Annotated in this window: 21 protein-coding genes and 1 tRNA gene; 14 read left to right on the top strand and 8 right to left on the bottom strand. The window is 42.8% G+C overall.

Features of this window, described 5'->3' with window-relative positions:
• Window positions 1-23 precede the first annotated feature (23 nt).
• The gene (locus AACZ11_RS04480; RefSeq protein WP_290626364.1) at window positions 24-2,207 is read right to left on the bottom strand and encodes a S9 family peptidase; all 2,184 of its coding nucleotides are present in this window, start codon (window positions 2,205-2,207) and stop codon (window positions 24-26) included.
• Window positions 2,208-2,381: 174 nt separating this feature from the next.
• On the opposite strand from AACZ11_RS04480, the gene AACZ11_RS04475 reads away from it, so the two are divergent.
• Both AACZ11_RS04475 and AACZ11_RS04470 read left to right on the top strand, forming a co-directional pair.
• Window positions 2,382-3,695, top strand: coding sequence for a hydroxymethylglutaryl-CoA reductase, degradative (locus AACZ11_RS04475; RefSeq protein WP_290626326.1), 1,314 nt, complete (start codon window positions 2,382-2,384; stop codon window positions 3,693-3,695).
• 3 nt (window positions 3,696-3,698) lie between these two features.
• Window positions 3,699-4,604, top strand: a complete 906-nt coding sequence (locus tag AACZ11_RS04470) for a GYDIA family GHMP kinase (RefSeq protein ID WP_290626324.1) — start codon at window positions 3,699-3,701, stop codon at window positions 4,602-4,604.
• Between the two features lie 51 nt (window positions 4,605-4,655).
• Here the strand turns inward: AACZ11_RS04470 and AACZ11_RS04465 are convergent, their stop codons facing one another.
• The 7 genes from AACZ11_RS04465 to AACZ11_RS04435 all read right to left on the bottom strand — a co-directional run bounded on the left by AACZ11_RS04465 (window position 4,656) and on the right by AACZ11_RS04435 (window position 12,334).
• The gene (locus AACZ11_RS04465; RefSeq protein ID WP_290626322.1) at window positions 4,656-6,773 is read right to left on the bottom strand and encodes a peptidylprolyl isomerase; all 2,118 of its coding nucleotides are present in this window, start codon (window positions 6,771-6,773) and stop codon (window positions 4,656-4,658) included.
• A gap of 195 nt (window positions 6,774-6,968) precedes the next feature.
• Entirely contained in the window at window positions 6,969-8,219 is a 1,251-nt protein-coding gene (locus AACZ11_RS04460) for a hemolysin family protein (protein WP_290626320.1), read from the bottom strand.
• Entirely contained in the window at window positions 8,219-8,419 is a 201-nt protein-coding gene (locus AACZ11_RS04455) for a hypothetical protein (RefSeq protein ID WP_290626318.1), read from the bottom strand. The genes AACZ11_RS04460 and AACZ11_RS04455 overlap by 1 nt, the downstream gene beginning before the upstream one ends.
• A complete protein-coding gene (lptC, locus tag AACZ11_RS04450) occupies window positions 8,409-8,981 on the bottom strand; it encodes an LPS export ABC transporter periplasmic protein LptC (RefSeq protein WP_290626317.1) in 573 nt (190 codons plus the stop codon). The genes AACZ11_RS04455 and lptC overlap by 11 nt, the downstream gene beginning before the upstream one ends.
• A gap of 2 nt (window positions 8,982-8,983) precedes the next feature.
• Window positions 8,984-10,345, bottom strand: coding sequence for a hypothetical protein (locus AACZ11_RS04445; protein WP_290626312.1), 1,362 nt, complete (start codon window positions 10,343-10,345; stop codon window positions 8,984-8,986).
• A gap of 19 nt (window positions 10,346-10,364) precedes the next feature.
• On the bottom strand, window positions 10,365-11,606 hold the full coding sequence (locus tag AACZ11_RS04440) for a hypothetical protein (protein WP_339831596.1): 1,242 nt from the start codon (window positions 11,604-11,606) through the stop codon (window positions 10,365-10,367).
• Complete coding sequence (locus tag AACZ11_RS04435) at window positions 11,606-12,334, bottom strand: type III pantothenate kinase (RefSeq protein ID WP_290628190.1); 729 nt, start codon at window positions 12,332-12,334, stop codon at window positions 11,606-11,608. Before AACZ11_RS04435 ends, AACZ11_RS04440 begins: the two co-directional genes overlap by 1 nt.
• 142 nt (window positions 12,335-12,476) lie before the next feature.
• Between AACZ11_RS04435 and AACZ11_RS04430 the strand changes: the two genes are divergently transcribed.
• The 12 genes from AACZ11_RS04430 (at window position 12,477) to AACZ11_RS04375 (ending at window position 21,827) form a co-directional block, all read left to right on the top strand.
• Window positions 12,477-12,549 (top strand) — tRNA-Phe (locus tag AACZ11_RS04430).
• 219 nt (window positions 12,550-12,768) lie between these two features.
• On the top strand, window positions 12,769-13,527 hold the full coding sequence (locus AACZ11_RS04425) for a DUF481 domain-containing protein (protein ID WP_290628192.1): 759 nt from the start codon (window positions 12,769-12,771) through the stop codon (window positions 13,525-13,527).
• 109 nt (window positions 13,528-13,636) lie between these two features.
• Window positions 13,637-13,975: an arsenosugar biosynthesis-associated peroxidase-like protein gene (locus tag AACZ11_RS04420; RefSeq protein ID WP_034260818.1), complete on the top strand. Its 339-nt coding sequence runs from the start codon at window positions 13,637-13,639 to the stop codon at window positions 13,973-13,975.
• A gap of 8 nt (window positions 13,976-13,983) precedes the next feature.
• Window positions 13,984-15,051, top strand: coding sequence for an arsenosugar biosynthesis radical SAM (seleno)protein ArsS (gene arsS / locus AACZ11_RS04415; protein ID WP_290628195.1), 1,068 nt, complete (start codon window positions 13,984-13,986; stop codon window positions 15,049-15,051).
• Between the two features lie 25 nt (window positions 15,052-15,076).
• Entirely contained in the window at window positions 15,077-15,574 is a 498-nt protein-coding gene (locus AACZ11_RS04410) for a rhodanese-like domain-containing protein (protein WP_290628197.1), read from the top strand.
• Window position 15,575: 1 nt separating this feature from the next.
• On the top strand, window positions 15,576-16,259 hold the full coding sequence (locus AACZ11_RS04405) for a TIGR04282 family arsenosugar biosynthesis glycosyltransferase (RefSeq protein ID WP_290628199.1): 684 nt from the start codon (window positions 15,576-15,578) through the stop codon (window positions 16,257-16,259).
• 1 nt (window position 16,260) lies between these two features.
• Window positions 16,261-17,073: a purine-nucleoside phosphorylase gene (locus tag AACZ11_RS04400; RefSeq protein ID WP_290628201.1), complete on the top strand. Its 813-nt coding sequence runs from the start codon at window positions 16,261-16,263 to the stop codon at window positions 17,071-17,073.
• A gap of 13 nt (window positions 17,074-17,086) precedes the next feature.
• Entirely contained in the window at window positions 17,087-18,055 is a 969-nt protein-coding gene (gene arsM, locus AACZ11_RS04395; protein ID WP_290628203.1) for an arsenosugar biosynthesis arsenite methyltransferase ArsM, read from the top strand.
• A gap of 76 nt (window positions 18,056-18,131) precedes the next feature.
• Window positions 18,132-19,244, top strand: a complete 1,113-nt coding sequence (locus tag AACZ11_RS04390; protein ID WP_290628205.1) for an inorganic phosphate transporter — start codon at window positions 18,132-18,134, stop codon at window positions 19,242-19,244.
• 39 nt (window positions 19,245-19,283) lie between these two features.
• Window positions 19,284-20,168: a sterol desaturase family protein gene (locus AACZ11_RS04385; protein ID WP_290628207.1), complete on the top strand. Its 885-nt coding sequence runs from the start codon at window positions 19,284-19,286 to the stop codon at window positions 20,166-20,168.
• A gap of 36 nt (window positions 20,169-20,204) precedes the next feature.
• A complete protein-coding gene (locus tag AACZ11_RS04380) occupies window positions 20,205-21,005 on the top strand; it encodes a DUF547 domain-containing protein (RefSeq protein ID WP_290628209.1) in 801 nt (266 codons plus the stop codon).
• Between the two features lie 60 nt (window positions 21,006-21,065).
• Window positions 21,066-21,827: a TIGR04283 family arsenosugar biosynthesis glycosyltransferase gene (locus AACZ11_RS04375; protein ID WP_290628211.1), complete on the top strand. Its 762-nt coding sequence runs from the start codon at window positions 21,066-21,068 to the stop codon at window positions 21,825-21,827.
• Window position 21,828 lies beyond the last annotated feature (1 nt).

Here is a 21,828-nt window from a genome sequence, read left to right as displayed (position 1 = left end):
ATTAATTAGTATTAGTTGTTCTTTTAATTCTTTATCTGACCACTCTCATCTTCTAGTTCCCCCAAAGTCTCATGGATAAATCGTGTCATTTTCTTATAGAGATGCAAGCGGGTGTTGCCTCCGTAGATACCGTGGTTCTTATCGGGATAGATCGCCCAGTCAAACGCTTTGTCGGCCTGTACCAGTGCTTCTACCAAACGCATGGTGTTTTGCACGTGTACATTGTCGTCGGCACTGCCATGGACCAATAAAAAGTCCCCTTCCAACTTATCCACATGCGAAATAGGTGAGTTCTCGTCGTAGCCTGTAGGGTTCTCCTGTGGTGTCTGCATGTAGCGTTCGGTATAGATGGTATCATAGAAGCGCCAACTCGACACGGGTGCTACCGATATAGCCATGGAAAAGGTGTCGGCTGCCTGAAACAAACAATTGGCTGCCATAAAACCTCCATAGCTCCAGCCCCATATTCCTATACGGTTAGCATCTATGTAGGGTAAGGCACCTAATTTTTGTGCTGCCGCGATCTGATCCTCAACTTCATACTTCCCTAATTCCTTCTGTGTAATCTTTTTAAAATCCCGACCTTTTAAGCCGGTCCCGCGACCGTCTACACAAACAATTATATACCCTTGTTGTGCCAGCATTTGGTGCCAATAGTCGTTTGCGCCTCCCCAACTGTTCGATACATTTTGAGATCCCGGACCGGAATATTGATACATAAACAACGGATACTCTTTGGATGCATCAAAATCCAATGGCTTGATGGTGTACATATTGAGTTCGTAACCGTTTACATTGATCGTAGAGAATTCCTTAGGAGAAGTCTTATAATCGGCTACCACACTTTTTAATGCCGAATTGTTCTTTATCTCACGAATTACCTTTCCGTTCTTAGCATTATTAAGGGTGAAAACATACGGTGTTTCTGTATTGGAGAACGAATTGATATAATAGGTGTAGTCCGCACTAAAGTCTGCACTGTTAGTGCCGGTGCGGTCGCTTAGACGCACCTTATTCTTCCCGGAGCGCAGAATAGAATATACATCTCGATTAATGCTCCCATTCTCGGTACTTTGGTAATAAACACGTCCTGTGTTCTGATCGAACCCGTAGTAATTGGTTACCTCCCATGTACCATCGGTGATTTGATTGATAAGCGTTCCGTTCTTGTCGTAATGATATATATGGTTCCATCCATTCTTCTCGCTGGTCCAAATAAAACTGTTATCGTTTAAAAAAGTAAGGTTGTCGGTAACATCCACATAAGCCGCATCTGTCTCTTGATAGATACGTTTTGCAGACATGTCTTTCGCATTTACAAAGATTAAATCCAGCTCATTCTGGTGCCTGTTGGTAGTTTGTACACTTAAAACAACAGGGTCTTGTGTCCAAAGTAATCTTGGGATATAATAATTGTTATAGGCTGAGAGATCCACATTGGCAGTGGCTTTGGTGGAAAGGTCGTATAATTTTAATGAAACCTTCGCATTGGCCTCACCTGCCTTCGGGTATTTAAACACCTGTTGTGTTTGGTATAGGTCTTCACCGTACATATCCATTGAAAATTCGGGCACATCGGTCTCATCAAAACGAATAAAGGCTAACATCGTACCTGTAGCGTTCCAGTCGAATGCCCGTACAAATGCAAATTCCTCTTCATACACCCAATCGGTGATACCATTGATAATAGAATTCTTTTTACCATCGGTGGTGACCTGTACTTCTTCTCCTGTCTCTAGATCTTTATAATACAAATTGTTCGCATAGCCGTAGGCTAATTTAGATCCATCGGGACTAAAAGTAGGTTCTTGGATCTTATTGGGGGATGCCAGCGTGAGTGTCTTCTTATTTAAATCGTAAATAAAATACGTTCCTAAAGAAGAACGACGGTAGATCTGCTCCAGTTGAGCTGCCAAAAGCACTTTAGATTCATCCTTACTGAACTCATACGAGATAATATATTCAAGCCCCGGTAGTTCGTTGGTATTGACCAAAGTTCGCACCTTTTGGCCGCTTTTATAGTCGTAGACATCGATGGTAGAAGCCTTTGCCGTACGGTCATAATTTAAAACAGAGTATTCCTTCCCGTTGTTTAATGAGCGTAACACATCCAGACGTTCTGCCCGAAATGTACCTCCCCAAATGTCTTCTAATGTAATTTCTTTTTGCTGTGCTATACTTGTAGAAATCGCTGCAAGGAACAGCATGAGCACCTTCACTGAAAATAGTCGCTTCAAAGTGTTAAAATTTTGTTAGGCCAAGTTTACTAAATTTTAACGAAAAATGGGCAGTTTTTTTGTTAAATACAGTGTATTTGTTCGTAAGTAAGCCGCTAAAAGGTTCATCATAAATAGTATCTTTGTGTTTTCAATGGTAATTCTATGGCGAATCCCGTTTCCGGATTTTCAAAAAAATCGAAGACAGAAAAAATTGAATGGCTGGCAGCAAATTACTTAGCCGATCGGCCCGACGCTATTGCGCTTTTAAAAAGCTATTGGAATGATGATCCTACAGTACAAAGGCTTCATGACGATTTTATTGAAAATACCCTCAGCAATTACTATCTCCCTTTCGGGATCGCACCAAATTTCTTGATCAACAATACTTTGTATGCCTTGCCAATGGTCATTGAAGAAAGTTCGGTGGTGGCTGCGGCGAGCAATGCTGCAAAATTCTGGCTTTCACGGGGTGGTTTCACTACTGAAGTGCTTGGAACACAAAAGAACGGTCAGGTTCACATTAATTTCTACGGAAAAAATGATCATATCGTTGGTTTCTTTAAGGAGATCTATCCGAAACTGATTGCCACTATTGAATCCCTCCAGAAAAATATGAAGAAGCGAGGTGGCGGACTTATCGATCTCGAATTGCAGGATCACACAGAGACCTTAGACGGATATTACCAAATACACGCCACTTTTGAAACCTTGGACGCCATGGGCGCCAATTTTATAAACAGCTGTTTGGAAGCCATTGCGCATACCTTTGAGACCGAAGCAAAGGACTATCCTTCTTTTCAGCAAACAGATTTGTACCCGGAAGTGGTACTAAGCATACTATCCAACTATGTCCCTGAGTGTTTGGTACGTGCTCAAGTGCGTTGCCCTGTCGAAGATTTATCCGACAAGCATATGGAGGGTCATGAATTTGCGAAAAAGTTTGTACGTGCCATCGCCATAGCCAATGCCGAAAAAAGACGGGCTGTGACACATAATAAAGGCATTATGAACGGTGTCGATGCCTTGATCCTAGCCACCGGGAACGATTTCCGGGCGGTAGAAGCAGGCGTACATGCCTACGCTGCCAAGGACGGATCCTACCGAAGTCTTACACATGCTACGGTTAAAGACGGAACGTTCACTTTTTGGATCGAACTTCCTTTAGCGCTCGGAACCGTTGGAGGACTTACATCCCTACACCCCATGGTACAATTAGCCTTCGATATCTTGCAGAAACCCAATGCACAACAATTGATGGAGATCGTCGCTGTGGCAGGACTTGCACAGAATTTCGCAGCTATACGATCGCTTGTTACAACAGGCATTCAGAAAGGACACATGAAAATGCACTTGATGAATATCTTAAATCAGTTTCAAGCTTCTGATTCCGAAAAACAAAAAGCGATTATCCATTTTAAAGAACACACCGTTTCACATAGTGCAGTAGTTGCATTTATAGACACAATTCGTTCATAACCATTGGAAAGGACCTTCTACAGTAACGGAAAATTATTATTGACCGCAGAATACGTTGTATTGGACGGCGCAACCGCACTGGCTTTTCCAACGCGTTACGGACAATCCCTCACTGTTGAAGCCGGAAATAAAAAAGGGGTCGAGTGGCTTAGTCTGGATTCCGAGGGGCACCCATGGTTCAAAGATTTCTTGTATTTCAAGGAAGGTAAACTCCAATCAGAAAATAATGATCCCATAGCGCAAACACTGTTGTCCATACTACGTGCAGCCCTCGAATTGCAACCACACTTTATAGGACCGCATACCGGCATTCGTGTAACAACTTCTTTGGATTTTCGGCGGGACTGGGGATTGGGAAGCTCTTCTACCCTTATCGCAAATATTGCTAAATGGGCACAGATCGATCCATTTATATTGCTGGAAAACAGTTTTGGGGGCAGTGGATATGATATTGCGGCAGCGCTAAGCAATGCCCCGCTCCTTTATGAACGCGATGCTGCCAAACCCACATACAGGCCCGTCCATCTTCCTTGGGAATTCAAAGAGCAATTGTTCTTTGTGCATCTCAAGCAGAAGCAAGACAGCAAAGCAGGGATTCGACGCTATAAGAAAGCTTCGGTGGCTCCACAAACGCTTCGGAAGATCACCGATATAAGCAACAAGCTATTGCTTTGCTATTCCCTTTCAGATTTTGAGGCATTGCTCGAAGCTCACGAGGCAATCATTTCAGAAATCATTCAACTTCCTACAGTAAAAGAAAGGCTGTTTCCGGACTATCCAAATACCTTGAAAAGCTTGGGTGCCTGGGGCGGTGATTTCATGCTGGCTACCGGAAACAAAGATGACCAAACCTATTTCAGAAAAAAAGGATATACAACGCTCCTTCCCTTTTCTGAAATGATCTTATAAAAATAAAAGCCTCGCATGTGCGAGGCTTTTTTAATGTATGCAAGCTATAGATTAATAGAAAGTTGCTCTGTAATCTTCGATCTCTGCAGCGCTCTTTAAAGCGTTATAAACTTTAGAGTTAAAGGACGGAACCTCTTTAGCGTTCAACTGATTGGCGAAAGAGGCATAATTATCAAGCTCAGGCGCTTTGTTCAAGGCCAAAACTTTTACTTTGAAAACCCCCGTCTCACCGTCGATAAGTTTTGTGGTTTCACCAGCTTTTGTTCCAAAGGCCGCCCCCACTACCTTAGGTTCTGTTCCCGCATCGGCAATAGTTGGGTTTGCCATCGTTACAGCTGTTGCATTCTTCACGGTTACATTTTGACTACTTGCAATCTCTTGAAGCGTTGTTCCTGTGATCGAAGCACGTATCTTTTCGGCTTTTTTCTGCTTTCTAAGGATAGGAGTCACTTTTGCCGAAGCTTCTGCTACGCTCATTAATCCCTTTTCGTTCTTACGTGTAAGTTGTGCGATGACATATCCTTCCGGAACATTGAATCGCTTCACATCGCCCACACTTGTCTCTTCATCGAAAGCCCAAGTAACGATACTGCGATTGCTTCCCAATCCCGGAATGTTCGCATCCAGTTCTCCGATCTTGTTTACAGGCTTCACAGTCTTATTGTCGGCCGCAGCAACCTCAGCAAAATCGCCCTTTTGCGCGTCGAGTTCAAAAGTGGTCGCTTTCGAGAAGATATCGTTTATGGTCTTTTCTGAAGGCTCGATCTCTTTAGAAATTGTTGCCAATTTTACTGCTTTTTGAGTGTTCTTCTGATTCTCGATCTCGATCACGTGATATCCGAACTGTGTTTTAACCACACCCATATCACCCGTAGTGTTCTCGAAGGTAAAATCCCGGAACTCAGGAACCATGGCTCCATAGGTAAAATTCTCGTATTTCCCGCCTTTAGCAATACTACCGCTGTCTGAAGAATATTGGGTAACCAGATCGGCAAATTTTGATCGATCCGCCTTTACAACACGTAACAGGCTGTCGGCTGTGGCTTTTGCCTGCTCATCGGTTCTGGAAATACTGTCCGTTGGATTCATCCCCGTAGGAATAAGGATGTGTCGAGCAGAAACAGTATCCGGTAATTGACGCATTCCAATCACTTTGGTAAGGTTCAAGCTGTTCCCTATTTCATAAGGCCCAAAGATATCACCTACATTCATAGCAAAAACCGTATCACGGATTACTTCGGGTAGTTCGTTCTTGAACCAATAGGTATCTTCGAAATTTACATCGGAGTTTGCATTTACGAATTCTTCGTTATTGGCAGTTTTTCTAAATCCCGGAATGGTATCATTGGTCTTTGTCACCGAATTATACTCAATGCGGTCTTCAAACAATGCTGTAATTTCTGCTTTTGCAGCATCCAGATCCTCTTTGGAAGGTTCTTCGGTATAGGTAACATATTGAATATCTGCCATCGCCTCTACTTCATACTCTTTAGGGTGTTTTTTAACGTAGGCTGCTATTTCAGACTCACTTACGGGAACATCCTCATCGGCGATACTTGAATAAGGCACTTGTACAAACTGAATATTGACCTTATCATTCTCGAAACGATATTGTTTTTCACCTTCGGCCAGTGTTGCTATCAATCCACTTTTCACCATATTCAAGTACGTGGTCTCAAGTACTGCTACTTTTGTATTTTCCACGTATTCCAACCACTGCTCGTAGGCAACGGGATTATTGGCGCGCACATCGGCAATGTACTCTTGTAGTTTTGCCTGACTGAATTGTCCGGCCTCATTTTGAAATGTTGGGTTTCCGGCTAAGAATTTAGCCAATGCAGCATTGGTAAGTTCGGTTTCGGCGGTTAGACCTATCTCTTCGTATTGTTGTTTTAGGAGCAAACGACGCAATTCACGATCCCAAACTATGTTCATCGCTTGGTTAGCACCGGCATTGGGTCCTAGTCCTCGCTGTGTATTCTCTACTTGCTCCATGAACTCCTGACGCGATATATCTTCTCCGTTCACCGTTGCTACGGTCGTCTGTCCTTTCTCGGTGCCAAGTCCGCCATTACGGATCACATCTGCTAAAACGAAGGAGAAAAGCGCAAGCGCTATAATTACAATAAGGAATACTCCTCTTTTTCTAATACTATTTAAAACTGCCATCTGTCGTTCAAATTTATTTTTCTGCGCACCGAATCCATCGGTTTATAAAAATATGTTAGTCCTGTATGATACCTTACAACCAATTGTAAGGATGAAGTTTAGGAAAGCACTTCATTTAATTTAGGGGGCGAAAATACCATTTTCCCTTCATTTATGAAAGATTCCTTTTGAAAAAAATTAAGAAAAAAGAAGAAACTAATCTTCGAGCTTCACTTTAAGCTCTACCAGTTCGATCTTGGTATTGGAGACTTCCAGAATGCGGAAGATATAGTCTCCCATTTCTACCATTTCATCCTTATCAGGGATCTCTTCGGTATGGTTAACGATCATTCCACCCAAGGTCTCGTAGTTCTCACTTTCGGGTAGATCGAGTTTATACGTTTCATTAAGGTAATCCACTTCAAGGCGGGCAGAGAATTTAAAGTGTTCTTCTCCCAATACCTCTTCAGTAAGCGCCACAGAGTCATGCTCATCCTGAATCTCGCCAAAAAGTTCCTCTATAATATCTTCCACCGTCATGATCCCCGAAGTACCTCCGTATTCATCGATCACCACAGCAATACTCTTTCGTTTTTTACTTAAAATATTGAGCACATCTTTAGCATGCATAGTTTCCGGCACGAATACTACGGGCATTAATACTTTTTTGAGGTTGGCCGGCTTCTTGAACAACTCGAAGGAATGGACATATCCTAAAATATCATCGATATTATCTTTATAGACTAAAATTTTAGAGAGTCCGGTTTCGGTAAAAATCTTACTAAGTTCTTTCGGGGTCGTGTCAATATCTACTGCGACCACTTCGGTACGCGGGATCATTACTTCTCTTGATTTTACTTCGGAAAAATCCAGTGCATTTTGAAAGATCTGGATCTCGGTATCGATCTCTTCGGAAGTTTCGGTGGTTTCCATCTGTTCGCTGATGTAATTCCCCAGTTCGATCTTACTGAAGGTAAGCTGAATGGTATCGCCTTCAGTTTTAAAAAAGAGCTTCAGCACCAAATCTGAGATCCAGATAACAAATTCAGAAATTACAGAAAATAAGACATAGAACAGATAGGCCGGCACGGCAAAGATCTTCACCAAACTGTTGGCATAGATCTGAAAGAACACCTTTGGAAGGAATTCGGCCGTGAGTAATATAATTAACGTAGAGATGATGGTTTGAACCAAGAGACCTGTAAAACCGGCCAATGGGATATACTCCATCAAGAGGTCTCCCATGTAGAACCCATAGACCACCAGAGCGATATTATTGCCCACCAACATAGTGGCGATGAACTTAGAGGGTCGTTTGGTGATCTTTTTTAGAACACCTGCAAGAAAGTTGTTCTGCTTCTTTTCGATCTCAATATGGATCTTATTGGAGGAAACATACGCGATCTCCATTCCCGAAAAGAATGCAGAAAGAATCAACATCAATACAATAATAAGGACAGATTCCATTAACGATTTTGGTTGCGTTCTTCCATTTTCTTCCTAAACCTACGTTTAAAGAAGAACATAAAAATAGCGACTACCACGAAGAATGCAAATAAATACGCTCTGTTCCTATTGTCGTTCCAGTTTTCATAGGCCACATACGCAGCGAAGAGCGCCATGACAATATAAGCGTATTCAAAAAGACGGTAAATCTTAGTTCCCATTGGTTGTTTTTTGGTCAATTATTTGTACTCCCTGGTTTTTTCTGGACAAGAAGTTAGTGAAATCTTCATTAGAATCAAAGCGCGCTCCATCGTTATAGGAGCCGTCTTTGAGTTTCATTTGATATGGCTGATCTGTGAAAACCCATTTATTCTTTTGGTCCCAATACAATTGATCGGCCTTTAAGATGGTGCTATCACTTGTTACGAGCACTACATTTTTTCGCAAATCTACAATATTTGTTCCTTCAAACCGAATGGCATAGTCTGATGTTACCGTGCTTTTTTCATTTTTTTCATTCCAAAACCGAACCTCAACACCTTCGGGAAATTCCTGATAGGGAAATTCGTAATTGGAATAGTCATGCAACAAGGGCGCCAAAAGATTGGTCACCACCTTTCCGGAGTCAGTATACTTAAGATCAATGTTCCTTCCTTCGGCAATAGGTGCCCCATCGGTTAAACTCAGTTGCCTAATGTTCTGGTAGTTTCCCTCACATGCAAAAAGCGTGATGACAACCAAAGTTGCCATCACGCTTTTAATGCTATGTGGGATCCGTTTCATTCTTACAAGTTTGGCACTCGAACGCTACCACCAACCCAACAGTTGAACGTAATCGTTTTTCCGGCCATCCCTTCACTAAAGATATCGGTTTTTTGTGGTGCACGCTCACGATAGCTGCTTGCAGTTGCTCTTGCAGTTCCGGCGATAGAGGCATCTACACGTGCCGCTTTGTCTGCCATCTCTGCAGCTTTCCAATAGATCGCTCTTTTCTCGAAGGTAGTAGTACCACAGTTATTTGCACTGGCGGCATACATATTAGCGATCTTTAAATAGGCAATACCTGCTGAAGGCTTCGCTTCTACCATCTTTAGGTAGTACGATCTGGCGCTTCCCATACTTCCTTTTTGACGGAAGTTCTCTGCAATACTGTAATATACTTTTGCCTTGTCACTTGGATTGGTCTCAAGATCTGCTGCCTGATTGAAGTACTCAAGCGCTTTGCTTGAATTATTATCCTTCTCGGCTAATTTACCTAAGTAATAAGCAGATTTTGCTGAAGGTTCCAAGGTGTGCAATTGCTGTACGAGTTTAAAGAACAATGGATCATCACAATCTTTTGCGCTCAAACGACCCGCGGCTCGCTTTACCCAAGTAATATCATCTTTTTTAGCTTCAAAATCTTTGTTGTACAACGGAATAAGGTTTGGACAATCTGCCAACTGACCTAATTTTCCGTCTACACTTGCTTTCACTTTTCCGTACGCTTCCAAATTGGTTTCATACGCCTTCATTAACTTTTCTTCTCTATTGGTCAATTGCGTACCCGCTTCCTGCTTCTCGATAAGCTGGGTAAGCTTTTCAGCAAGTTGACTCTCTTCCTTTTCGATCTTGGCATATTCGATATCGTACAGGTCGAAAACCTCCTGAAGGTCAAGTTCCCCATCGTTATAAAGGTCCACAGCCAATGAAAAGTAAGTGTATAAACTCTTCGGACTCGTAAAGTTTTCTTCATCCTTGGTATACGCCTCCTCAAAAGCCTTGTACTCCTCCATCTTCGTACCAATGTTGTTGTCGTACTTCACTTGGGCGATATCGGACAATACATCTCCTTCCTTGGTCTTATCAGGAAAATACTTTAAACGTAATTCGTACGCCTTAATAAGGTCGTCAACTTTACTTTTGTCCCCTTTTTCAATGAAGTATTTGAACATACGCTCGGCATACTGGTATGTCGCTAAACTAAATGTTGGACATTCCTTGATCACTTTTTCATAATGAGGCAAAGCTGCCTCGTAATTCTTTGCTTTGGCCGGTTCAGCAAATAGGGATAGTGTTATGTTACAATCGTTTGGCGCCTGTGCCAAAACCGAGCCCCCAAAAGTTATGGACAACGTGGCTAAAATTAAAAGTGCTTTCGTTTTCATAATGCTAGTGTTTACTTTTTTAATCATATAATCGTTTCTCAAACCACTTGTCGTTCAAAGACAAGCTTAAAAATGTGTTGAAGAAGTTTTCTTGTATCAATCCAAAATCCTTGGTTCCACGTCTTCCGATCTCAAAACCAAGGTTCACATTCGAGAATAGTCTTCCAACAGGTAATCCTACTCCAAAAGATATGCCAAACTCATTAATGTCTTGTCCGCTAATGTTAATCCCGGTCTCTTCGAACCTGAATCCTGCACGGTATACTACCCGTTCCCAAAAATTCCCAAGTGAGTTGTAATTTGGAATATAGAACCCGCCAATTCTATATTTGGCCGCATCATTGAATTCCACGATATCGATATCGAAAGTACGATTGGTAAAGTTACTGGTTTTTTGATCTGTATATTCCAATCCTAAGAACCATTGCTTAGGCTTTCCAATTCCGGCTCCTACTGTAATTTGCGACGGAAAGGTGAAATTGGTATCGGCCACATCGATCTCTTCGGCATCGATCACTGCCAAGCCACCATTATCTCCCACCAGAATGGTGGAGACGGCGCGTCGGTTCTCTGAAGTGAAATTGGTTTCGGGGGTGTAGGTTACAAAACTCATAAGTTCCAAATTCTCAGAGACCATGGTCTTATAGGAAGCCCCAAAATTAAAACTGAAGCCAAGCAGATCTGATTTGTTGAATTCCCGGGTGGCATACTGCACACTATCTTGTGAACTAAAGGCTGTGTTCTCAATATTTCCGAAGTTATAGTTCACTTCAGCCCCAACATTCAATTCGGGTGTGATCTTATAGGCTAACGTAAAAAAAGCTTTGTTGAGTCCGCCGGCTCCCGAATATTCCGTAGTGGTCGCACCGCTGGTAGACGAAAGTTCATACCCCACCGAAGTATAGGGTATCAATCCAAAACTGGCCCCAAATTTCCCCATTGGAATTCCTATAGCCAGATAGTCCAAAGAAGTAGTAGAGACTTTTCGGTTTTCGGTATCTGTATTAAGGGACGTGTATTTGTGACTGGCTCCTAAAGAATAATTAACCAATCGCAGATCGGCTACACCCGCCGGGTTTTGAATATTTAAATGAATACTGTCTGAATATACACTAATGCCTCCCATTGCTCTATTCTCTGCCGTTCCTTTAAATTTTAAGGTCCCTATTCCGTAGAAAGAATACGGAGATGTGGTCCCTTCTTGGGCTATTGCAACACCTGTAATGAGTAAAAATACTGCAATGATGATCTGCTTCGTCATTAATCTTTATTAAGTTCTAAAATGTAGTTTAAGCCCTCTAATAGAAAATTTGAGTTGGCAAAGATGTCATTTTTTAAGCTATCTCGCAAAAATTGCGCGTCTCCACCTGTTAAAATAATTGTTAAATCGCTGTATTTTATAGAATACGCCTCTATAAACCCTTCTATTTCGTACAAAACACCGTGGACCACGCCTGCATGCATAGACGTTGCGGTGGAATCACCCGTTAATTTCTTGGGCGTACGTGTATCCAACAACGGTAATTTTGCCGTAAACGTATGCATGGCCTTGTAACGCATCTCAATTCCCGGCGAGATCGCCCCTCCCAGATACTCATTCTCAGCATTCAAGAAATCGTAGGTGATACAACTCCCGGCATCGACCACCAGCACATTTTTTTTCGGAAATTGCCTGGCAGCGGCACTAACCAAGGCTATACGGTCTACCCCCAAGGTAGCAGGTGTAGTGTACTTATTGATATAGGGAACTTTCGCGTTATGTGATAACTCGAACACACGAATGCGTTGTTTTAATTTTGTTTGTTGGTGATCGCTTAACTGTCCTGCCGAAGCGATGATACAGTGTTCTAAATTAGAATACGCTTCAAAAGCATCCTGCAGTGTTTCCAAAAAATCCTTTTTTAAGCAGGTCTTTTTGAATTGCAATTGGATCCCATGAAAGACTGCGAGCTTCACCAAGGTGTTTCCTACGTCAATTACTAAGTTCATTGGAAGGTTTAAGGGGGTAAAAATACAATTTGTATGCATAGTGTATTGTTAATAGCATATTAAATTGAAAATCCCCTTTTATTTTTTTTCAATTAATGTTTTGCAAACGGTAAAATAGGGTTATATTTGCGCTCTCAATTAAGGTACCTTAGCTCAGTTGGTAGAGCAACGGACTGAAAATCCGTGTGTCCCTGGTTCGATTCCTGGAGGTACCACGAGCCCCGCGAGGGGTATCGACAGAAAAGCACTCTTTTTAGGGTGCTTTTTTTATGCCGTAGGCAGAACGAATCGAAGCCTGTCCCGAACGTAGTGAGGGGATTCCTGGAGGTACCATAAGCTATCCGAGTAAACTCTGCGCACTTACCATCAATGAATCTACACCTCCAAGCTAATGTTTCTACAAATTTTTACATTTGTAAGCGCTAACCAGTATTATGAGACCTTTATTCTATCGCTTCATATTCATTTTCCTCATTTCATATTCGGTTTCCGCGCAGATCGTAAACGTGGAATCGCTTCGGAAAGTGACCGACACTTCCGGGTGGTCCGGGGCCGCCAGTGTCAATTTTGCCTTGAAACGAAATGTAAACGACTTCCTTACCCTTTCCAATAATATTCACGTTCAGTATAAAATGAACAAACACCTAGTCCTGTTCAAGAACGATATCGAGTTTCAAAAAATCGAAGGAGCGCGTTTAGAGAATTCAGGTATTTCGCACATTCGGTACAATTACCGTTTCCACCCGCGTATCGCTTGGGAGGTCTTCATCCAAGGGCAATACAATAAGGTTTCCTTGATCGATTTTCGAGGCTTGGTAGGAACGGGACCTCGCTTTAAACTTTCCAATCTTGAAAACTATAAATTCTATCTGGGTACACTGGCTATGTATGAGTACGAAGAAATTTCAGACGGTGTAACGCCTATTCAGCGTACACTGCGTGGTAGCATCTATCTGTCCTTTAGCCTCTACCCTACCGAGCGTATCAGTTTGGTGAGTACCACCTATTATCAGCCGCGCTTCTCGGCATTTAACGACTACCGCATTTCGAGTCAGTCTTCTTTATTGATCGATCTCTTTAAAAACTTCGCATTTAAAACGTCCTATACCTTCACCTACGACGCATTTCCGGCTGTAGGCATTCCCAATTCGCAATACGACTTCACCACGGGGATTGCCTATACCTTCGATTAATAATTGGATAATAGTTGTAAGTTTTTTTATATAGTAAGACTACTTGTTTATATTTACGCAATTCTAAAACCAGGTGCATTTTAATTTCGTACCTATTTATAAAACATATATGGCAGCGAACAATTATTACGATCCGGCCGATCTGAGAAAATTCGGAAATATTACCGAATGGAGCGAAGAATTGGGAGCCAAATTTTTCGATTACTACGGAAAGGTCTTCGAGGAAGGTGCCCTCACTGCTCGCGAAAAATCCCTGATCGCATTGGCTGTGGCCCATACCGAACAATGCCCATATTGTATTGATGCCTACACGAAAGACGGTTTGCAACGCGGTGTGACCAAACAAGAAATGATGGAAGCGATCCACGTAGGCGCTGCCATAAAAAGTGGTGCCACCCTAGTCCACGGTGTCATGATGATGAATAAAGTGAATAAACTGGACGGATAAGCAATTCTATGTCGAAATTAAAGACCCAATCCCTACATAAGCGCCACAGTGAACTTGCCGAAAGCAACAGGCAACTTGAGATCCTATCGAATGGTATTTTTCAAGATGGCGAATTGCCCACCTTTGCGAAAAAAATCAAGGAAAGCAATCAGTTCCCCTTGCGCCCCAAAAAACTGGAAATCCTTCAGATCAATTTGGGGTATATGTGCAATCAGGTGTGCGAACACTGCCATGTAGATGCCGGTCCCGACCGTAAGGAAATCATGACTCGGGAGACCATGAAACAATGCTTGGAAGTCATTCAAAATACAGGAGCCCACACCTTAGATCTTACAGGAGGTGCTCCGGAAATGAATCCGGATTTTAGATGGTTCGTCGACGAGGCTAGTAAGGCAGGAATCAAGGATTTTATTGTGCGAAGCAACCTTACCATCCTTAGAGCAAACAAAAAATACTACGATCTTCCACAGTTCTTCAAAGAGCACAACGTTCATGTCGTGAGCTCCATGCCGCACTGGACGCGCGGAAAGACCGACAAACAGCGTGGCGACGGTGTTTTCGACAAATCCATAAAAGCACTCCAAGAACTAAATGCCATTGGGTATGGGATGCCAAACAGCGACCTTCGTCTGGATCTGGTGTACAACCCAAGCGGGGCCTTCCTTCCCGGGGATCAAGCCAGCATGGAAAAGGATTTCAAAAAAGCGTTGTTGGAAGATTTTAATATTCAGTTTCACAATTTATTTGCCATCACCAATTTACCCATCGCCCGATTTTTGGATTACTTAATTGCTTCCGAAAATTATGAGGACTATATGTATCAATTGGTTAATGCGTATAATCCCGCTGCCGTACAGAATGTGATGTGTACTAATACAATTTCTATTAGCTGGGACGGGTGGTTGTACGACTGCGATTTCAATCAGATGCTCGGACTCAAAGTTGCGAGTAAGATCAAACATATTAAAGATTACAATGAAGAGGTTCTTAACGATCGAAACATTATAATTTCACAACACTGTTACGGCTGTACAGCCGGTGCCGGAAGCAGTTGTCAAGGTGCTGTTACAACCTAAGCGGTTTTTTTTGATAGAAGATCCCATGAAAAAAATTAGCTACATCCTTCTGCTTTTAATGACCTTTTCTGCTACGGCTCAGGAATCGTTGGACGCACTACTGAAACAATACAACACGCACAGTGTACCCTATATTTCGGTGGAGGAACTGCGAAGGCTTCAGGTAAACGATACCGTAGTGATCTTGGACGCGCGTGAAATCACCGAATTTGGCGTGAGCCACATAGACAATGCACGATATGTTGGCTTTTCTGCGTTTTCTTCGGAAGCACTTTCAGAAATAATCACCAATAAAAATAGCGCGATCGTGGTCTATTGTTCCCTCGGAATACGTTCCGAAGTGATCGCCGAAAAACTGAAAGATGCCGGATACACCAATGTTAGAAATCTCTATGGAGGTATCTTTGAGTGGAAGAACAAAGGGTATACCGTGGTGGATTCTACCCGTACCGAAACCGAAAATATCCATGCGTTTTCAAAAGCTTGGAGTAAATGGCTGACCAACGGCAATAAGGTCTATTAATATGGGAGTTTTCACTACAAACAACGACAACAGTTTGGATAGCGAAACCGATTTTTGGTTCCCCACATCCAAAAAAGCCTTGCTTATTTTTACCCGTAATCCGGAATTGGGCAAATGCAAAACACGTTTAGCTGCCACTATTGGAGACGAAGCTGCTCTCCGTATCTATACGTTCTTGCTGAAACATACTGTTACCATCACCAAAGCGTTAGCGGTGGATAAATTCGTGTTTTATTCCGATGAAATAGGGAAGGATGACCTATGGGACAACAGGGTCTACCATAAAAGAATGCAACATGGAAAGGATCTCGGTAGCAGAATGGAAAACGCTTTTCAGCAAATATTTGAGTCTGGTTACGAGCAAGCGATTATTATTGGCAGCGACTTGTACGACCTTGACCTTGAAGGAATAACAGCTGCCTTTAAAGTCCTGGACACGAAGGAAGTGGTCTTAGGACCGGCGGAAGACGGAGGATACTACCTATTAGGTATCAAAAAGATCATACCCCAACTTTTCCGCAATAAAGCATGGGGAACCGATACCGTACTGCAGGATACCTTGACCGATCTTGCAAACAACGATATCTTCTTACTTCCGGAAAAGAACGACGTAGACCGATGGGAAGATATCGCGCACCTATCCGTTTTTAAACAGTTCTTAACATCCAATCAGAAATCGATATAACATGACAACTTACATTCAACAATCGGTTGAGTATTTACAACAACGTGGTTTCGAAAAACCAGAGATCGGGATTATTTTAGGAACCGGTTTGGGAAAATTGGTCGATCACCTAGTCATTGAGAGCGAGGTGAGTTACAATCATATTCCCAATTTTCCAACGGCAACGGTAGAATTCCACAAAGGAAAACTTATCTACGGAACGCTGGGAGGAAAAAAAGTGATGGTCATGCAAGGACGGTTCCATCTATATGAAGGGTATTCGCTGCTCGACGTTACATTTCCCGTGCGCGTGATGTATCGTTTGGGCGTGAAGAAACTGCTGGTGAGTAATGCCAGTGGCGCAATCAATCTTAATTTTAAGAAGGGTGAGATCATGCTCATTGATGATCATATTAACTTACAGGGCAGTTCCCCTCTTGCCTTTAATGGCGTTGAAAAATTAGGAGAACGTTTCGTGGACATGAGTGCTCCTTATGATCCAGACATGAACAATCAATTGGAATCGATCGCCAAGAAACACAACATCACACTGCGCAAAGGGGTATATGCCAGTGTGGTCGGACCGCAATTAGAAACCCGTGCCGAATATCGCTACCTCAAAATCATTGGCGCAGACGCCGTAGGTATGAGTACCGTACCTGAAGTAATCGTAGCCAATCACCTGGGACTGCCAGTTTCAGCAGTATCTGTATTAACAGACGAATGCGACCCCGACAATTTGAAACCTGTAGACATTGAAGAGATCATCGCCATGGCAGGTAAGGCAGAACCGAACATGATCACCCTTTTTACCGAATTAATAAAACAATTATAATCCACGCAACACTATGAGCTATTTAGATACTACACACGATGTTTATAAAGAAGCAGCCCTCACTCCGGATGTTGGCCTTTGCTGTACGACCAATCCGATATGGGAATTGCCCGGCTTGAAGATTCCCAAGATCATGCAGGAAATGAACTACGGCTGCGGAAGCACCGTACATGCGCGTGATCTCACTAACAATCCGCGAATGCTGTATGTAGGTGTAGGCGGTGGTATGGAACTGTTGCAATTTGCCTATTTCAATCGGCAAAAAGGCGGCGTGGTAGGTGTCGATGTGGTCGATGAAATGTTGGAAGCCTCCCGTAAGAATTTTATGGAAGCAGAAGCGCTCAATCCGTGGTTTAAAAGTGAGTTCGTTGACCTAAAAAAAGGGGATGCACTTCATTTGCCGGTGGACGATAATTCCATAGACGTGGCGGCACAAAACTGTTTGTTCAATATTTTTAAGGCAGAAGATCTAAAAAAGGCGATTGATGAAATGTATCGCGTTCTTAAACCACACGGCCGACTTGTAATGAGCGATCCTACCTGCGAACAGCCCATGAACGACACCCTTCGGAATGACGACCGTCTACGTGCGCTGTGCCTAAGCGGAAGCCTCCCTATTTCCGAATATGTAAAAGCACTCACCGACGCCGGTTTTGGAACGATAGAAATCCGCGCCAGAAAACCATACCGCATCCTTGATCCGAAGCACTATCCTACCGAAGAACTCATTTATATTGAATCTATTGAAGTAGCAGCCATCAAAGATCCAATGCCGGAAGACGGACCCTGTATCTTTACCGGAAAGGCGGCTATATTCTATGGTGAAGAGGCGTATTTTGACGATTCGAAAGGACACATCCTGCTAAAGAACCAGCCCATTGCCATCTGTGATAAGACCGCTGCGGCTCTTCAAGCCCTAGGCCGAGACGATATCTTTATTAGTGAATCTACCTTTCATTATGATGGAGGCGGTTGTTGTTAAACAACAGCATCAATAAAACATTGAAACCGAAGAAAGTATTTCTTCGTACTTATAACTTCAACGTATACGAACTCCTATGATCTTCGTCATTCTTTTTATTGCCGCTTGTTTCTTAGCCTATAGCAATGGCGCAAATGATAATTTCAAAGGAGTTGCCACCCTGTTTGGAAGCGGAACGACCAATTATAAACGAGCCATCCGCTGGGCAACGGTCACGACCTTTGCGGGTTCGATTGCAGCCATATTCTTGGCAGGTACGCTGGTGAAGAATTTCTCGGGCAAAGGATTGGTGCCCGATGACCTCATACAAAATCCCGTTTTTGCTATTTCTATTGCGTTAGGAGCTGCCTTCACCGTACTATTGGCGACGAAAATAGGTATGCCCATATCGACCACACATGGTTTGGTTGGTGCCCTCTTTGGCGCAGGTGTCATGGCCATTGGACCCGATTTCAACTTTGAAAAACTGGGAAAGGCATTCCTAATACCTTTGATCTTGAGTCCGCTCATGGCAGCCATCCTAAGTTTTATGGCGTATATCTTTTTCAGGAAGATACGTAAGCGATTGGGTGTCACAAAAAAGAGTTGCCTTTGCGTTACTAAAACCAATGTAGCGGCACCAACCGCCCAGGCTAATATGCACCTCACTATTCCTTCGCAAATTCAGCTTGCTTCTTGTGAAAAGGGCTGTGTGGAAACCTATAAAGGAAAGATTCTAGGTGTCACTTCACAAAAAGTTTTAGATACGCTCCATTTTTTAAGCGCCGGTATCGTAAGTTTTGCCCGTGGTCTTAATGACACGCCCAAGATCGTTGGGTTGTTGATTATTATAAACACTATCGATATCCAATGGGGAATGATCGCTGTAGCAGTTGCTATGGCCATTGGGGGACTTCTAAATGCTAAAAAAGTAGGGATCACCATGAGCAAAAAGATAACTCCCATGAATCACGGACAAGGATTTACCGCCAACATGATTACCGGGATCCTTGTAACCACTGCCAGTATTCACGGACTCCCGGTATCTACTACCCACGTTTCGGTGGGATCTATCTTTGGCATAGGCACAGTAACAAAAAAAGCCGATGTTAAAATGATCTCTAAGATCCTACTTTCATGGGTTCTTACACTTCCTACTGCTGCCGTGTTAAGTGCACTTACATTTAAACTCTTAACATCTATTTTGTAATTTAGAGGTCTTGTTTCCGACTTATAGCGAATTGTTCGTATGGAACGTTACCTCGACATCTTCAAAGCATCCTATTCCGGTTACTGGAACTATCTCGTCAACGAGATCACCAGCTTTCATTGGGATAATTATTTCTATGGTCTTCTTATCGTTTCTGTGGTGGTTTGGGGGTTAGAATTACTTTTCCCGTGGCGCAAGCAGCAAAAAATTTTCAGAAAAGACTTTTGGCTGGACACCTTTTACATGTTCTTCAATTTTTTTCTTCTGAATTTGATCGTCCTCATTTTCTTGTCTAACACAGCTGAAGCTATTTTCAATGATCTTTTGGCATTCGCAGGATTACAGGTATCCAACTTCCAACTGATGGACGTGGATGCGCTTCCGTATGGATTGGGGTTAGTGGTTTTCTTCCTTGTATCAGATTTCGTGCAATGGAATACACATCGCCTGCTGCATAGGGTCCCCTTCCTTTGGAATTTTCATAAAGTACACCATTCGGTCAAGGAAATGGGTTTTGCAGCGCATTTACGTTACCACTGGATGGAACCTGTAGTATATAAATCGTTGCTCTATATTCCCATCGCCATTATAGGCGGATTCGACGCTCAAGATGTGGCCATTGTACATTTCTTCGCCCTCACTGTGGGACATCTCAACCACGCCAACCTGGGTTGGGACTATGGGCCTTTTAAATACATTTTTAATAATCCCAAGATGCACATCTGGCATCACGCTAAAGTTTTGCCAAAACATACCAAATACGGTGTTAATTATGGCCTTACTTTAAGTATTTGGGACTATATTTTCCAAACGGATCACGTACCTCATGACGGTCGCGACATCGAGTTGGGATTTACAGGGGATGAAACCTTCCCTAAAGATTTCTTTACCCAAGAGATGTATCCATTGAAATCCAAAAAATAATCTGCTGCGTATATAAGGCAGCAAAAAAAAATTACTATGTATAGACTTGTACTTTTAATACCCACCCTACTTTTAATCTTTTCATTAAGCAGTTGTAATCTGTTCTCTGCGGCAGGACTCTCCTCACAGGGGCAACCCACCAAAGAAGTGAAAGGAGAACTCACCTCAACCACAGCTAACTCTGCCGTGAACGTAGATCATTCGCAGTGGGATAAACTTTTAAAAAAACATGTGGGCCCACAGGGTATGGTCGATTACAAGGGATTTCAGAAAGATCGGGAAGCTTTAAATGCCTACCTTCAGAATTTATCCTCAAAGAACCCTACCGACGATTGGAGCGTTCAAGAGCTTCTCGCCTATTACATTAATCTTTACAATGCGTATACCGTAGACCTTATCTTGGACAACTATCCCGTAAAGAGCATAAAAGATATTGATGGTGCTTGGACCAAAGGGATCGTTCCCGTAGGAGATCGTGAACTGTCTTTGGGCGGTATTGAGAATGGCATCCTTCGAAAAATGGATGAGCCGCGTATTCACTTTGCCATCAATTGTGCTTCCATTTCCTGCCCAAAACTGTTGGACGAAGCCTACACGGCTGCTAAGATCAATGAACAACTGGACAGAGCCGCCAGAGAGTTCATTAACAGTGATAAGAATGATATACGTGCAAACGATCCTAAGGTGTCCTCTATTTTCGATTGGTATAAGAAGGATTATACCGTAAACGGCAAACAGGATGTCATCGCCTATATCAATCAGTACAGCGACACCAAGATCAATCCTTCTGCTACCTTGCAGTACAAGAACTATAATTGGGACCTGAACGATCAATAATAAACGAAATTTGAAGAGTCCCGAGACTGCAAGGGTTTAATATTTTTGTAAGTTTACCCAATGATTAGCATCATCATCCCTGTCTTGAACGAGGCACAGCACATACGCGCTGTACTTTCGCATCTCACCTCACACGCATCTCCAGCGCATGTAACAGAGATTTTGGTGGTCGACGGCGGCAGCACCGATGACACGGTAGCTATTACGCAACGTTTTTCCGAGACTTCCTCTTTGTCTGTTTCTGTGATTCCTTCGGAAAAAGGCCGTGCCAAACAAATGAACAACGGTGCCAAGAAGGCGAATGGAAGCGTACTCTACTTTTTGCATGCGGATTCCTTGCCGCCGAAACAATTTGACACATTCATACTGGAAGAAGTCGCAAAGGGACATCCTGCCGGTTGTTTTAAGATGCGATTCGATAGCAATCACTGGTGGTTACAATTTGTGGGTTGGTTTACACGATTTTCATGGCGTGCCTGCAGAGGTGGCGATCAAAGTCTTTTTATTACGAAACAACTTTTCTTCGAAATAGGTGGATTTGATGAACGTTACATTATTTATGAGGACAATATCCTTATCAATGAACTGTATGCTCGAAAGACCTTCTCGGTCATTCCACATGCCCTCACTTCATCGGCGCGATTGTACAGGGAAAAAGGAGTGTGGTTCGTGCAATATCATTTCTTGATGATCTATTGTAAAAAATGGTTGGGCGCCGATGCCGAAGCATTGTACCAATATTACTGCAAGCATCTTAAAGGAGTACCAAAAGTGGCTGTTTCTTCTTCAAATAAGCCGAAAGAAATCTTTGTGGATCGGTAAC

The organism is uncultured Altibacter sp. (assembly GCF_963972995.1).
Taxonomy (GTDB): domain Bacteria; phylum Bacteroidota; class Bacteroidia; order Flavobacteriales; family Flavobacteriaceae; genus Altibacter.
Note: the sequence above shows the minus strand (reverse complement) of the source record. Positions and strands in the feature narration are given on the sequence as shown.

Coding starts and splice junctions, on each gene's coding strand:
- AACZ11_RS04480 (WP_290626364.1), bottom strand. CDS start 2,207: ATGCTGTTCCTTGCAGCGATTTCTACAAGTATAGCACAGCAAAAAGAA.
- AACZ11_RS04475 (WP_290626326.1), top strand. CDS start 2,382: ATGGCGAATCCCGTTTCCGGATTTTCAAAAAAATCGAAGACAGAAAAA.
- AACZ11_RS04465 (WP_290626322.1), bottom strand. CDS start 6,773: ATGGCAGTTTTAAATAGTATTAGAAAAAGAGGAGTATTCCTTATTGTA.
- AACZ11_RS04460 (WP_290626320.1), bottom strand. CDS start 8,219: ATGGAATCTGTCCTTATTATTGTATTGATGTTGATTCTTTCTGCATTC.
- AACZ11_RS04455 (WP_290626318.1), bottom strand. CDS start 8,419: ATGGGAACTAAGATTTACCGTCTTTTTGAATACGCTTATATTGTCATG.
- lptC (WP_290626317.1), bottom strand. CDS start 8,981: ATGAAACGGATCCCACATAGCATTAAAAGCGTGATGGCAACTTTGGTT.
- AACZ11_RS04445 (WP_290626312.1), bottom strand. CDS start 10,345: ATGAAAACGAAAGCACTTTTAATTTTAGCCACGTTGTCCATAACTTTT.
- AACZ11_RS04440 (WP_339831596.1), bottom strand. CDS start 11,606: ATGACGAAGCAGATCATCATTGCAGTATTTTTACTCATTACAGGTGTT.
- AACZ11_RS04435 (WP_290628190.1), bottom strand. CDS start 12,334: ATGAACTTAGTAATTGACGTAGGAAACACCTTGGTGAAGCTCGCAGTC.
- AACZ11_RS04425 (WP_290628192.1), top strand. CDS start 12,769: ATGAGACCTTTATTCTATCGCTTCATATTCATTTTCCTCATTTCATAT.
- AACZ11_RS04420 (WP_034260818.1), top strand. CDS start 13,637: ATGGCAGCGAACAATTATTACGATCCGGCCGATCTGAGAAAATTCGGA.
- arsS (WP_290628195.1), top strand. CDS start 13,984: ATGTCGAAATTAAAGACCCAATCCCTACATAAGCGCCACAGTGAACTT.
- AACZ11_RS04410 (WP_290628197.1), top strand. CDS start 15,077: ATGAAAAAAATTAGCTACATCCTTCTGCTTTTAATGACCTTTTCTGCT.
- AACZ11_RS04405 (WP_290628199.1), top strand. CDS start 15,576: ATGGGAGTTTTCACTACAAACAACGACAACAGTTTGGATAGCGAAACC.
- AACZ11_RS04400 (WP_290628201.1), top strand. CDS start 16,261: ATGACAACTTACATTCAACAATCGGTTGAGTATTTACAACAACGTGGT.
- arsM (WP_290628203.1), top strand. CDS start 17,087: ATGAGCTATTTAGATACTACACACGATGTTTATAAAGAAGCAGCCCTC.
- AACZ11_RS04390 (WP_290628205.1), top strand. CDS start 18,132: ATGATCTTCGTCATTCTTTTTATTGCCGCTTGTTTCTTAGCCTATAGC.
- AACZ11_RS04385 (WP_290628207.1), top strand. CDS start 19,284: ATGGAACGTTACCTCGACATCTTCAAAGCATCCTATTCCGGTTACTGG.
- AACZ11_RS04380 (WP_290628209.1), top strand. CDS start 20,205: ATGTATAGACTTGTACTTTTAATACCCACCCTACTTTTAATCTTTTCA.
- AACZ11_RS04375 (WP_290628211.1), top strand. CDS start 21,066: ATGATTAGCATCATCATCCCTGTCTTGAACGAGGCACAGCACATACGC.